This window comes from Candidatus Pelagibacter sp. (assembly GCF_052049835.1).
In the GTDB taxonomy this organism is placed as follows: domain Bacteria; phylum Pseudomonadota; class Alphaproteobacteria; order Pelagibacterales; family Pelagibacteraceae; genus Pelagibacter.
Map to the genome: position 1 here is coordinate 74,992 of NZ_JBNGZF010000016.1, position 12,418 is coordinate 87,409.

The 12,418-nt window shown below is 31.7% G+C and carries 14 protein-coding genes; all 14 read left to right on the top strand.

Translation table 11 applies throughout. The features are described from left to right. The first annotated feature begins 54 nt into the window (after positions 1-54). The 14 genes from ACTT9R_RS05900 to ACTT9R_RS05965 all read left to right on the top strand — a co-directional run bounded on the left by ACTT9R_RS05900 (position 55) and on the right by ACTT9R_RS05965 (position 12,363). Positions 55-1,293 carry an amino acid ABC transporter substrate-binding protein gene (locus ACTT9R_RS05900; RefSeq protein ID WP_440927083.1) on the top strand — a complete coding sequence of 413 codons (1,239 nt, stop codon included), beginning with the start codon at positions 55-57 and terminating at the stop codon, positions 1,291-1,293. A gap of 62 nt (positions 1,294-1,355) precedes the next feature. Further along, positions 1,356-2,249: a branched-chain amino acid ABC transporter permease gene (locus ACTT9R_RS05905; protein WP_440927084.1), complete on the top strand. Its 894-nt coding sequence runs from the start codon at positions 1,356-1,358 to the stop codon at positions 2,247-2,249. Continuing rightward, on the top strand, positions 2,249-3,298 hold the full coding sequence (locus tag ACTT9R_RS05910) for a branched-chain amino acid ABC transporter permease (protein WP_440927085.1): 1,050 nt from the start codon (positions 2,249-2,251) through the stop codon (positions 3,296-3,298). The genes ACTT9R_RS05905 and ACTT9R_RS05910 overlap by 1 nt, the downstream gene beginning before the upstream one ends. Then, entirely contained in the window at positions 3,295-4,035 is a 741-nt protein-coding gene (locus tag ACTT9R_RS05915) for an ABC transporter ATP-binding protein (protein ID WP_440927086.1), read from the top strand. The genes ACTT9R_RS05910 and ACTT9R_RS05915 overlap by 4 nt, the downstream gene beginning before the upstream one ends. Next, a complete protein-coding gene (locus tag ACTT9R_RS05920) occupies positions 4,035-4,820 on the top strand; it encodes an ABC transporter ATP-binding protein (RefSeq protein WP_440927087.1) in 786 nt (261 codons plus the stop codon). The genes ACTT9R_RS05915 and ACTT9R_RS05920 overlap by 1 nt, the downstream gene beginning before the upstream one ends. Then, complete coding sequence (locus ACTT9R_RS05925) at positions 4,820-5,524, top strand: AzlC family ABC transporter permease (protein ID WP_440927088.1); 705 nt, start codon at positions 4,820-4,822, stop codon at positions 5,522-5,524. Before ACTT9R_RS05920 ends, ACTT9R_RS05925 begins: the two co-directional genes overlap by 1 nt. After that, positions 5,511-5,837, top strand: a complete 327-nt coding sequence (locus tag ACTT9R_RS05930; RefSeq protein WP_440927089.1) for an AzlD domain-containing protein — start codon at positions 5,511-5,513, stop codon at positions 5,835-5,837. The genes ACTT9R_RS05925 and ACTT9R_RS05930 overlap by 14 nt, the downstream gene beginning before the upstream one ends. 39 nt (positions 5,838-5,876) lie before the next feature. Further along, on the top strand, positions 5,877-6,791 hold the full coding sequence (gene glaH, locus ACTT9R_RS05935; RefSeq protein WP_440927090.1) for a glutarate dioxygenase GlaH: 915 nt from the start codon (positions 5,877-5,879) through the stop codon (positions 6,789-6,791). Positions 6,792-6,987: 196 nt separating this feature from the next. Continuing rightward, a complete protein-coding gene (locus ACTT9R_RS05940) occupies positions 6,988-7,641 on the top strand; it encodes an outer membrane protein (RefSeq protein ID WP_440927091.1) in 654 nt (217 codons plus the stop codon). A 74-nt stretch (positions 7,642-7,715) separates the two neighbouring features. After that, positions 7,716-8,483, top strand: coding sequence for a pyrroline-5-carboxylate reductase (locus tag ACTT9R_RS05945; RefSeq protein WP_440927092.1), 768 nt, complete (start codon positions 7,716-7,718; stop codon positions 8,481-8,483). Between the two features lie 5 nt (positions 8,484-8,488). Beyond that, positions 8,489-9,277 (top strand): ABC transporter ATP-binding protein, encoded by a 789-nt coding sequence (locus ACTT9R_RS05950; RefSeq protein WP_440907568.1) that lies wholly within the window; start codon positions 8,489-8,491, stop codon positions 9,275-9,277. Next, the gene (locus tag ACTT9R_RS05955) at positions 9,277-9,984 is read left to right on the top strand and encodes an ABC transporter ATP-binding protein (RefSeq protein WP_440927093.1); all 708 of its coding nucleotides are present in this window, start codon (positions 9,277-9,279) and stop codon (positions 9,982-9,984) included. The genes ACTT9R_RS05950 and ACTT9R_RS05955 overlap by 1 nt, the downstream gene beginning before the upstream one ends. A 1-nt stretch (position 9,985) precedes the next feature. Then, positions 9,986-10,996, top strand: a complete 1,011-nt coding sequence (locus ACTT9R_RS05960) for a branched-chain amino acid ABC transporter permease (protein WP_440927094.1) — start codon at positions 9,986-9,988, stop codon at positions 10,994-10,996. Between the two features lie 35 nt (positions 10,997-11,031). Then, entirely contained in the window at positions 11,032-12,363 is a 1,332-nt protein-coding gene (locus ACTT9R_RS05965; protein WP_440927153.1) for a branched-chain amino acid ABC transporter permease, read from the top strand. Positions 12,364-12,418 lie beyond the last annotated feature (55 nt).

A 12,418-nucleotide genomic window follows, 5' to 3' on the forward strand; every position in this document is an offset into this window, starting at 1 on the left:
ATAAAATTTCTTTATTTAATCAACACATAATTAATTAATTAAAGAGGAAATAAAATGAGATTAAATAAAATAATTTTAAGTTTTGTTTCTGCATTTGTAATTTTATTTTCAACTTCAGTTGCATCTTTTGCAAAAGTTGTTGGCGATAAAATTATTTTAGGTGCTGCAATTTCATTAACAGGTAAATACTCATCTAATGGTGTTCATACTCAAAATGGTTATAACATGGCCGTTGACAGAATTAACAGCATGGGTGGTGTTAAAGTTGGTGGAAAGACTTATAAGTTTGACATTATTTATTACGATGATGAGTCAAACCCTAAGAGAGCTGCACAGCTTGCAGAAAGATTGATATCACAAGATGGTGTTGAGTTCATGCTTGGCCCTTACAGTTCTGGTTTAACTAAAGCGATTGCTCCAGTAACAGAGAAATATGGTGTTCCAATGGTTGAAGCAAATGGTGCATCTAGATCTTTGTTTACAAAAGGTTACAAATATCTATTTGCTGTATTAGCTCCAGCTAATTTATACCTTGATGTTGCTATAGATCTAGCAGTTGAAAAGAATAATGGAAAAGGGGTTACTGTTGCTATGGCGTTTGAACAAGATGCATTTTCTCAAGACGTAAGACTTGGTGTTTTAGATGCAATTAAGAGAACTGGCTCTAAAAAAGTAATTGACGATAAATTACCGAAAGAGCTTAATGATATGGCTGCTACTTTAGTTAAAGTAAAACAAATGAAACCAGATGTTTTAGTTGTTTCAGGTCATACTAAAGGTGCTCTAACTGCTATCAGACAAATAGCTGAGATGAAAGTAGATGTTCCAATGTTAGCTATGACACACTGTGATGCAGCTAAACTATCAAAGCAACATGGTAAAAACTCTCAGTACGCTTTATGCGCTTCTCAATGGCATAAAACACTAACTTATAAAGATGATTTCTTTAAAGATGGTATGACTTATGATGCAGACTTTACTAAGGAGTTTGGTTATGCACCTCCGTATCAAGCAGCAGAGTCTTCAGCTGCCCTATTGGTATTTAAAGATGCATTTGAAAGAGCAAATTCTTTTGATCAAAAGAAAGTAAGAGATGCTCTTGCAGCTACTAACATGCAAACTTTTTATGGAAACATAAAATTTGCTGAAGGTGGTCAGAATGTTGACAAGCCAATGGTGCTTTTCCAAGTAATGTGTGATGATGCAGGAAAATGTGAAAATAAAGTTGTTGCTCCAACTAAATGGGCATCAGCTAAGTTAATTCACCCAATTCCTTCGTGGTCTAAAAGATAAAAAAATCTATAAATACCCCCTAATATATTTTATATAGGGGGTATTTTTTTAAAAGGTTCAATATGGATTTCATGGTCTTCCAATATCCAATGATTTCTGTTCAAGCATGCTTGGACGGAATTCTTCTTGGAATTTTATTTGCATTGATTGCTTATGGTATGGCTTTGCAATGGGGAGTTATGAATATTATCAATATCGCTCAAGGTGATCTTGTTATCTTAGGAGGATACATTGCTTATTTTATGTATCTATATGGTATCCATCCAGCGTGGGGAGTAATCGTTGCTCCAGTAATAATGTATTTTGTTGGTATAGCAATTTACAAACTTGTAATTAATAAAGTAGTAGATAGAGATCTATTTATCTCTATTTTAGCGACTTTTGGAATAAGTATTCTTTTCATGCAATTAATGAACTTTGTATTTGGAGCAGATGTTGTTCTTGCAAATTCAGATTACGGAACAACTATGTTATTTAATAATAATGTTGTGCTACCGAATTCAAAAATATTTTCAGCCTTCATAAGTATTTTATTTGCAATTTGTTTAGTAATTTATATGAAAAAATCTAAGCTAGGTCGCGCAATTAGAGCTACAGCACAAAATGCAAGAGCAGCCAAGATTTTAGGTGTAGATACAGAAAAAGTTTATGCAGCAACATTTGGAATTAATGCAGCACTTTGCGGTGTTGCTGGAGCATTAATATCTATAACATTTACAATACATCCTTATATGGGTTTACCTTACACAATAAGATCTTTTATGATTGTAATAGTTGCTGGACTTGGAAATTTACCAGGTGTTGCAATGTCAGGAATGGGATTGGGTGTATTTGAGGAATTTGCTGATTATATTTTAGGAACAGAATTTAGAATAGGATCAGTATTTTTGCTTTTAGTTTTAATACTTATTTACAGAAGATTTAAGCTTTCTAGAAAAAGAGAGTACTTAAAATAATGAAAAATAATTCAATTTTATACATTGGAATTTTAATTTTTGGTATAGCAGCTCCGTTTGTATTTCCAGCTTTTAAAGTTCAGTTATCAATACTATGTGTACTAATAGTGCTTGCAACTACTTGGAATATTCAAGGTGGCGAAATGGGTTATAATTCTTTTGGAAATATTCTCTTTTACGGTCTTGGTATGTATTTATGTGCCTCCGTTCAAGTTGGAATGTTTTTCCCACTAGCTGAGTGGACTGAAAGTGGTGGAGAGAAAACATTTGTGCATACTCCTGCACAATTTTTTCAGGGCATGGCTGTTGGATTGTTAGTTGCTGCAGTTGTACCAACCATTGTAGCAGGTTTAATTGGGTACTCTATTTTAGGACTTAGAGGACATTATTTTGCAATTTGTACACTAGGATTAGGTGTTGCAGCAGGTGAAATTTCTGGAGGAATTGAAATCATTGGGGCTGGACAAGGTTTTACTACACCACCATTTCCTGATGTTGGAAGTTTAGATTCAAGAGGTGAATTTTTTTATTTCCTAAGCTTCTTTACCCTAGTCCTTACATTCATTGCAGTGCGTTCAATTTATTCTACAAGATTTAAATTAATACTTAATGCCATAAGAGATAATGAAGATAAAGCTGAGGCGATGGGTATTGAAACAATGAAATATAAAATTATTGGTTGGATGATATCTGCTTTCTTCTGTGGTTTAGCTGGTGGAATCATGGGAGGCTTAGTTGGATACATTGACTCCACAGACGTTGCATTTGACGGAAGAGAGATGGGAGTATTCATGGTATTGATGGCTATACTTGGTGGTAAAGGGACACTTTGGGGTCCAATTATTGGTGCAACTGTTTTTCATATATTTAAAGAAGGCTTTTGGACATTCTTTTTAGGTTGGCAGTATGTCGCTTTAGGAGTTTTGATTGTTGTAATTGTAATTTATTTCCCAGAAGGAATTATGGGATGGTTAAGAGAAAAATATCCTGAAAGATTTGGTGAAGTGGTAGATGAAAAAGATCGTAAAGCACAGGTAGAACTTAAATGAGTATTTTGGAAGTTAGCAATGTAAGCAAATCTTTTGGTGGCGTTAAAGCAAACGTTGATATTTCAATGAATGTTGAAAAAGGAAAGATAGTTGGGCTAATTGGACCTAACGGTTCAGGCAAAACTACATTATTTAATTCGATTGTAGGCACTTACCCAATAGATAATGGATCTATAAAATTTAATGGAAAAGAAGTTTCAGAATTACCAGTTCCAGTAATTGCTAAGTTAGGACTATTGAGAACTTTTCAACAAACAAGAATTTATGGAAAGCTTAATTGTATAGAAAATATGCTTATTAGTCATAAAGGTAGTGATACAGATTTAATGAAAATATTTTCAAAAATTCCACAAGATTTAACAGATAAAGCAGAAAATTTATTAAATTTTGTAGGTTTATATCAGAAAAGAAAGCTAAGAGCTGGAGATCTATCTTTTGGTCAGCAAAAATTACTAGAACTTGCAATGGCATTAATGAATGAACCAGAGATGCTATTACTAGATGAACCCACAGCTGGAATTAATCCGACACTGATAAATGGTATTATTGATAGATTAATTAAAGTTAACCAAGATTTTGGGATTACTCTTTTGGTTATTGAACATAATATGAGAGTGATTATGCAATTAGCAGAAAATATTTTTTGTCTAGCTCATGGTAAAATGTTAGCCAATGGATCGCCAGATGAAATTAAAAATGATAAACGTGTAATTGACGCGTATTTAGGAGCTCAATAATGGCTAACCAATATGAAGTACTAGGTAAAGCTCCAACACCAGAAGATTTAAAAAAATTATCTCCTAAAGAAATTCATTTAACTATTAAAAATTTAAATGCAGGTTATGGAAAAATGGAAATTTTACATAATTTTGATTTATTTGTAAATAAAGCTCAGTCTTTATGTCTGATTGGACCTAATGGTGCAGGTAAATCTACAATTCTTCATTCAATATATGGATTTACAAATATTTTTTCTGGTCAAATAGAAATTGACGGCAAAGAAATAACAAATTTATCTCCAGCTGAAAAATTAAAATCTGTTGGCATTGCATATATTTTACAAGATAATTCAGTTTTTCCAGACATGACAGTAGAAGAAAATTTACTGATGGGTGGTTATATAAAAGATAAAACAGATGAGTCTTATGAAGAAGCAGAAAGAATTTTTGAGAAATATGAAAGACTAAGAAACAGAAGAAATCAACCAGCTAAGGTTCTTTCAGGTGGTGAGAGAAGATTGTTAGAAATATCAAGAGCACTTGTAATGAAGCCTTCAGTATTACTTGTAGACGAACCATCAATCGGCTTAGAGCCCAGGTATATAGATATGGTTTTTGAAATCCTAAGAGATCTTCAGCAAAATGAAAAAAAAACCATAATCTTAGTTGAGCAAAATGCTAAGAAAGGATTAGAGTTTTCAGATATAGGATATGTTTTAGTGTCAGGCCAAACTGCAATAGCAGGCAAGGGTGATGAGTTGCTTCAAAATCCTGACGTAGGTAGATTATTCCTTGGCGGATAATGATAAATAAAAGTTTTTTCCTTAAAGGATACAGATCTATATTTACTCACGACAGTCCTGCAATAGCTCTTACTTGTTGCTTTATAGCAATTGGTGCTCTCTTTAAAAATTTAGGTTTCAATATTCAAGAAAGTATTTTTTCAACTGTTTTAACTTATGCTTTACCAGGTTCATTGGTGATGGCAGAGTCTATGTTGATTGGAGCATCTTTATTTAATATTTTTCTAGCAGTTTGGTTTGTAAATGCTCGACTTTATCCTATGGCTGTATCTTTATTTCCTTTAATGATGCATAAATCTCAACCTAAGTGGAAGTATTACTTTTCTTGTCATTTTATTGCTGTCTCTGCATGGTTAATTATGAAAAGTAATTATAAGAAAATTCCAAAAGAATATAGGATTGATTATTGGATTGGTATTGGAAGTGCAACAGTAAGTGTATCTGTATTTGGAACATTTATAGGTTTTTATTTTTCAGAATTCATGAATAAAGATATGATGATTGGATTGGCAATTCTTAATCCAGTATATTTTTTATGCATGATGGTTGGTGCATCAAAAACTATACAAGTTATATTATCTGTCTTACTTGGAATAATTTTAGGACCAATTATTTATTTATTTTCACCTGAGTGGTCAATTCTGTTAGCGGGTGTAATCGGTGGAACTATAGCTTATTTAGTTGGAGAGTATGATGTCAGCTAGTATTGTCTACGCAATTTTAGTTACGTCTTTAGCAACATTTTTGTCTAGATTTTTGGGCGCTCTCACCTCTCAAGGTATTAAGCAAACATCAAAACTTTTTAAGTGGTTTAATTGTTTAGCCTATGCAACTTTAGCAGCATTAATAGCAAGAACTATAATTTTTCCTGCTGGTGTTTTAATAGACGCAAGTTATGCAAGTAGATTTATTGTTGTAGTATTATCATTGTTTGTTTTTTTTATTTCTAAGAAAAACTTTGTTTATCCTACAATTTTCTCAGCTATTTTTATGACAATAATAAATAATTATATCTAATTAGATTGATTTATAAATTAAGGTAAAATAAAATTTATTATGGAAAATATTATTGGTATAGACGTTCAGGAGCACGAGAGATCAAAAAGAATTTTAAATATAAAATTAAAAGATGAAATAATTGAAAAACTAATTTTTCCTTTTAATAAATTTGACTTAACCGCATTAGAACTAAAACCATTCACAAGATTTACTATTGCTAAAAGTTTAGATGATTTAACAGAAAATAAACTAAGCAAATTAATGAATTATATTATAAGAGATAGATCTACAGGTTGCTTCATTATTGGTCCAAGTAATATTACCTCAAAAATAAATGATAAATTTTTAGTTAAGTTGTCTACAGCTGTGGCATATTTAATTGGTATCCCTAATTATGACTCTATGGCAGGAAAATATTATGCAAGGTTTCATGTAAAACATCAAGATTCGAGCGATTCATACTTAAGAAAAGCATATAGAAATATGGATCTTCATACTGATGGCACTTATGTAAAAGAGGTAACTGACTGGCTAATGATGACCAAACTTGAAGAAAAAAATGTTGAAGGTGGAGAAACAGCTATACTTCACTTAGATGATTGGGAGCACTGTGCTGACTTATCAAAAGATCCAGTCGGTAAACAAGATTTCGTTTGGGGATCTCCTAAAAGTAAAAATGTAGGTTATAAAGTAGAACACCCAGTATTTTCATATGATGAAAATGGCAATCCAGAAATCTCATATATTGATCAATTTCCTGAACCAAAAAATATGGAACAAGGTAATTTTTTACAAAGATTGTCAGATGCATTGGAGGAAAGTAAAAATAAAGTAATTACCAAATTACCCGTAGGTTGTTCTATAATTGCAAATAATTATTTCTGGCTTCATGGAAGAAAACCTTTTAAAGAAAACAAAGATTTAAGCAGAGAACTTCTAAGAATCAGAGGTCATTTTTTTAAAAAAATTTAAAAAGTTCTTAATTCAAGCAATTTTGATACAATTAATAATAGAAATCGTTAAAATTATTGAAAAATATGGTTAATTTAGTGATAATTTTGCAACATATTAATAAAATTAATTAAAATAAATTTTTTTTTAACAATTTTAACAGTATTCAGATATACATACTCCTAAGTTAACTTAATAATTAAGATAAGGTATAAAAATGAAGAAAACAATTATTGCAATAACCTCAGCTTTCATGTTTGTAGCCACTAGTGCTATGAGTTTGGACTTGAGGCCTTCAGTAGGTTTGTCTGCAAACCTTGGAGTATATGCCGCGACTGGTACCGAAAGGAATTTTAACCATACTGGTGCAACCGTTGATTCAACGATTGATGAGCATGGTGCTTTCGCTACTGAATATGGGTCAGTATTCATTGAATTAGGTTTGACTGACGCAATTTCTCTTGGGTTAGATTATGTTCCTCAAGCATTGGAAACACCTTCTAATACATCAAGAGACGGTGCTGCAGCAAATACTGTTGAAGCTCACTTTGAAGATTTGACAACTTTGTATGCTAAGATAAATGTTCCACTAGGAGGAACTTATTTGAAACTTGGCTATTCACAAGTTGAAGTAATATCAAAAGAAAATATGAGCTCAGGAAGTTCTTATGGTAACGATACTTCTTCAGGACCAACAGTTGGTTTAGGATATGATCATGAATTAACTGAAGGCTTTTCAGTAAGAGCAGAAGTAACAGCCTCTGAATTTGGGGATGTAAGAGCTAACAACGGCAAAACAGATAAAAACGAGATAGTAGTTAAGGATATGATTGGTGCAAGAGGCACAATATCACTTGTTAAATCGTTTTAATTAGTTTTAAAAATCAAAAATTTAAAGCCTCCATTTATGGAGGCTTTTTTTTTACACGCTGATATAATATTTAAATGAATTTAGGTTTTATTGGAGTTGGAAAAATAACTTCATCAGTAATAACAGGAATTGTCTCTTCCAAATTAAAGTATAATAAAATCATACTTTCTCCTAGAAATAAAATAATTTCTAGAAATTTGAGAAATAAATTTAAAAAAATACAAATAGCTAAAAATAATCAAAACGTAATTGATAATTCAGATTGGGTTTTTTTAGCAATAACACCAAGTGTAGGTAAAAAAATTTTAAAAAATTTAAAATTTAATTCAAAACAAACAATTATAAGTTTTATTTCCACAATAAATTTACCTGAGTTAAAAAAAATTATTAAAGTAAAAACAAAAGTCTATAGAGCAATTCCTTTACCGCCTATTTCTATAAAAAAAGGGCCAATACCTATTTGTCCTCCCAATCAAAAAGTAAAAGCATTCTTTAACAATTTAGGAACAACCGTAGAAATTAAAAATGAAAAATCTTCTATTAATTTTTGGTCAACCTCAGGAATGATGGCGCCTTTTTATGAGATGTTGAGAGTAATGACAGATTGGTTGGTAAAAAGAGGCGTAAAAAGAAATAATGCCCAAAAATATATCACTTCTTTATTTTTAGCTTTATCTGAAGATGCTGTAGTAAATTCAAAAGAAAATTTAAAGAATTTAGTAAAAGAGTCTCAAACGCCAAAAGGTTTAAATGAACAAGGTGTGAAAGAATTAACTAAAGCTGGATTTTATAGATCTCTAGAAAGAACATTAAATAGTATTCACAGAAGACTTAACAAATAAATCAAATGTCTGAAAATATTTTAGAGATTAATAATTTAAGTAAATATTTTGGTGGATTAGCTGCAGTTTCAGATTGTTCAATAAAAGTTAAAAGAGGAACTATCACCGGTATCATTGGGCCAAATGGATCTGGTAAAACAACTTTATTTAATTTAATTGCTGGAAACTTAAAATCCTCTGGTGGTAATGTTGTTTTTGATGATGAAAATATTACTGATGTTCCATCTTATGAATTATTTTCTAAAGGGTTGTTAAGAACATTTCAAATTGCACATGAGTTTTCAAATTTATCTGTTTTAGAAAATTTAATGATGGTTCCAGGAAATCAATCTGGAGAAAAAATAATGACAGCATTATTTAAACCAGGTTTAGTTGCACGAGAAGAGGCTGTAGTTAAAGAGAAAGCGAAAGAAGTTGTTGAATTTTTAAATTTAGGACACTTATCAAATGAGCTAGCTGGAAATCTTTCAGGTGGACAAAAGAAATTATTAGAACTTGGAAGAACCATGATGGTTGATGCAAAATTAGTATTATTAGATGAAGTAGGAGCCGGAGTTAACAGAACTTTGTTAAAAGATCTTGGAACTGCAATAGAAAAGTTAAATAAAGAAAAAGGTTATACTTTTTGTATGATTGAACATGATATGGATTTTATTGGAAGATTATGTGATCCAGTTATTGTTATGGCTGAAGGATCAGTTTTGTTTGAAGGAAGTGTTGAAGAAGCAAAAAAAGATGAGAAAGTTATCGAAAGCTATCTTGGAAGAGGATCAAAATTAAAGGATACAAATTAGTGGCATATTTTGAAGGAATAGAAATGACAGGTGGTTATGGTAATGGTCCTGACATTATTAGTTCGTGTTCAGTAAATGTTAATAAAGGTGAAATAGTTTCTATTTTAGGTCCTAATGGAGCTGGTAAATCAACTGCCATGAAAGCAATGTTGGGCTTGCTGAATTTAAAGTCTGGATCAGTAAAGATTGATGGTAAGGATATTTCAAAATTATCTCCTCAAGATCGAGTTAAGCAAGGTATTTCTTTTGTGCCACAGACTAAAAATGTTTTTGCAGGGATGACTGTTGAAGAGAATTTAGAAATGGGTGCATTTCTTATTGAGGATGAAATCAAAAATATAATTGAGGAAATTTACGAATTATTTCCAATTTTAAGAAAGAAAAGAAATCAGTTGGTTGGTGAACTTTCTGGAGGTCAAAGACAACAAGTAGCTTTAGGCCGAGCTTTAATGATTAAACCAACTGTTTTAATGTTAGACGAGCCAACTGCTGGTGTATCGCCAATTGTGATGGATGAATTATTTGATCATATTGTAAAAGTAAAAAGAACAAACGTTGCTATCTTAATGGTAGAACAAAATGCAAAACAAGCTTTAAGCATTTCAGATAGAGGCTATGTACTAGTGACTGGAGAAAATCGTTATTCAGGGACTGGAAAAGAATTATTAGACGATCCAAGAGTAAGAAGCTCTTTTTTGGGAGGGTAATATGGATTTTGTAAATGCAATAATTCTTTTATTAAATTATATTTTCATTCCTGCATTAACTTATGGTTCTCAGTTAGCACTAGGTGCAATATTTGTAACACTTATTTATGGAATTTTACGATTTGCAAACTTCGCAACTGGTGACATGATGTCTTTTGGGACTATGGCAACGATTTTATTTACATGGTATTTTCAATCTTTAGGTGTTTCTTTAGGTGTTTTACCTACTGCTTTATTGGCTATTCCTTTTGGAATAATTTTCATGATATTTTATATGCTTTTAATAGATAAGTTTGTCTTTAAGTATTACAGAAATCAAAAAAGTCCCCCAGTTCAATTTGCAATGGTGAGTATTGGTGTAATGTTTGTAACACAAGCAGTGGTCAGAATTATAATTGGACCTGGTGATAGAAGATTTTTTGATGGTGAAAAATTCATTATTAAAGCTCGTGAATTTAAGGAGATGACAGGTTTAAACGAAGGTCTTGCACTGAAATCCACTCAAGTGATTACTATTTTTGTAACTATAGTTTTAGTCTCTTTATTATTTTGGTTTTTAAATAGAACTAAAACTGGAAAAAGTATGAAAGCTTATTCTGATAATGAAGATCTTGCTTTGCTATCGGGTATCGATCCAAAAAAAATAGTTTTAGTTACTTGGGTTATTGCTGGTATTTTGGCTACAATAGGTGGAGCTTTGTATGGTTTAGATAAAAGCTTTAAACCATTTACTTATTTTAACAATATGCTTCCTATCTTTGCTGCTGCAATAGTTGGAGGTATTGGAAATCCTTTTGGAGCATTTTTAGGGGGATATGTTATTGCTTTTTCAGAAATTTTACTAACTTATGCCTATAAAAAATTCTTTATGTATATTTTACCAGAAAGTATGGAACCAAATAGTTTAGTTCAACTATTGTCTACAGACTATAAGTTTGCAGTCTCGTTCTCTATCCTGGTAATAGTTTTAATTTACAGGCCTTCAGGAATATTTAAGGGGAAAGTATTGTGAGAAAAAATTTAAATGTAATTGCGGCTTACAGTATAATGATGGTGCTTATTCTTTTGGTTGGGATATTTCAATCTTGGAATATAGCTTTATCAATATTTAATCTTTGTTTGATTTCCGCAGTAATGACGATGGGTGCGAATATTCAATGGGGATACGCTGGTCTAATTAATTTTGGAATTATGGGCTATACAGCTTTAGGCGGTTTAGCTGCAGTATTGATATCTGTTGACCCTGTTCAAGAAGCTTGGAGGGCAGGTGGTTTTGATATTCTAATGTCGTTATGGCTGATTGTAGTAATGGTTTTGGTTATACGCTTTGTTTTAAAAAGATTTGAAAAATCAAAAATAAGAACATACAGCATAGCTACAATAATAATTTCAGGTATTTTGCTTATCAGGTTTTCTGCAGAGCCAGGTATAGAAGCAATTGAAGCAGTTGATCCTGCTAAAACTGGTTTCCTAGGAGGATTTGGATTACCAATTATTTTTTCTTGGATAGTCGGAGCTCTTTTTGCAGGTGGTTTAGCTTTTATAGTTGGAAAAGTTGCACTCGGTCTTAGAGCGGATTATTTAGCAATTGCCACTCTGCTTATTTCTGAAATTGTTATTGCAATTATTAAACACGAGGATTGGCTCACAAGAGGGGTCAAAAATGTTATTGGATTAAAAAGACCCGCACCTTATGAGGTAGATCTTCAAACGACAGATTGGTTTATAAGCTTAGTTGAAAAGTTTAATTCAGGAAAATTAAGTGTAATAGAGAATTTAGCTGATCGACAAGCTGCTTTAAATCAACTTGTTATTGAAGGTTCATCAGTATTTGTAAAACTGTGTTATTCAGGATTATTCTTGTTAGTAGTAATTATTCTTCTAATCTTAACTCAAAAAGCTCTTTATTCTCCTTGGGGAAGAATGATGAGAGCAATAAGAGATAATGAGGAAGCTGCAAATGCAATGGGTAAAAATGTTGTTAAACAACATTTACTAATTTTTATTTTGGGATCAGCAATTGTTGGAATTGCTGGCGCAATGTTGGTCACACAAGATGGTTTATTTACTCCAGGAAGCTATAGACCTATGAGATATACATTTTTGATTTGGGTAATGGTTATTGTTGGCGGAAGTGGAAATAATTTTGGAGCTATTTTAGGAGGATTTGTTGTTTGGTTCTTATGGATTGAGGCGGCTCCAATTTCTTTATTTTTAATTAATTTTTTTACTGCGGGGATTCCTGAAACAAATGCACTTAAAGCTCACTTAATAGAAAGCGTTCCTTATTTCAGATTTTTACTGATGGGGTTAGGATTGTTATTTATAATGAGGTATCGTCCTAAAGGTATACTTCCTGAAAAAATAGAAATAAAGTAAATCAAATGAAATATATTATATTAGGTGCTGCTGCTGCTTGGGCTTTATATATGGC

Bases quoted from the DNA above. Each gene is read 5' to 3' on its own strand.
- ACTT9R_RS05900 (WP_440927083.1), top strand. From the start codon at position 55: ATGAGATTAAATAAAATAATTTTAAGTTTTGTTTCTGCATTTGTAATT.
- ACTT9R_RS05960 (WP_440927094.1), top strand. From the start codon at position 9,986: ATGGATTTTGTAAATGCAATAATTCTTTTATTAAATTATATTTTCATT.
- ACTT9R_RS05945 (WP_440927092.1), top strand. From the start codon at position 7,716: ATGAATTTAGGTTTTATTGGAGTTGGAAAAATAACTTCATCAGTAATA.
- ACTT9R_RS05930 (WP_440927089.1), top strand. From the start codon at position 5,511: ATGATGTCAGCTAGTATTGTCTACGCAATTTTAGTTACGTCTTTAGCA.
- ACTT9R_RS05965 (WP_440927153.1), top strand. From the start codon at position 11,032: ATGATGGTGCTTATTCTTTTGGTTGGGATATTTCAATCTTGGAATATA.
- glaH (WP_440927090.1), top strand. From the start codon at position 5,877: ATGGAAAATATTATTGGTATAGACGTTCAGGAGCACGAGAGATCAAAA.
- ACTT9R_RS05950 (WP_440907568.1), top strand. From the start codon at position 8,489: ATGTCTGAAAATATTTTAGAGATTAATAATTTAAGTAAATATTTTGGT.
- ACTT9R_RS05905 (WP_440927084.1), top strand. From the start codon at position 1,356: ATGGATTTCATGGTCTTCCAATATCCAATGATTTCTGTTCAAGCATGC.
- ACTT9R_RS05920 (WP_440927087.1), top strand. From the start codon at position 4,035: ATGGCTAACCAATATGAAGTACTAGGTAAAGCTCCAACACCAGAAGAT.
- ACTT9R_RS05925 (WP_440927088.1), top strand. From the start codon at position 4,820: ATGATAAATAAAAGTTTTTTCCTTAAAGGATACAGATCTATATTTACT.
- ACTT9R_RS05910 (WP_440927085.1), top strand. From the start codon at position 2,249: ATGAAAAATAATTCAATTTTATACATTGGAATTTTAATTTTTGGTATA.
- ACTT9R_RS05940 (WP_440927091.1), top strand. From the start codon at position 6,988: ATGAAGAAAACAATTATTGCAATAACCTCAGCTTTCATGTTTGTAGCC.
- ACTT9R_RS05915 (WP_440927086.1), top strand. From the start codon at position 3,295: ATGAGTATTTTGGAAGTTAGCAATGTAAGCAAATCTTTTGGTGGCGTT.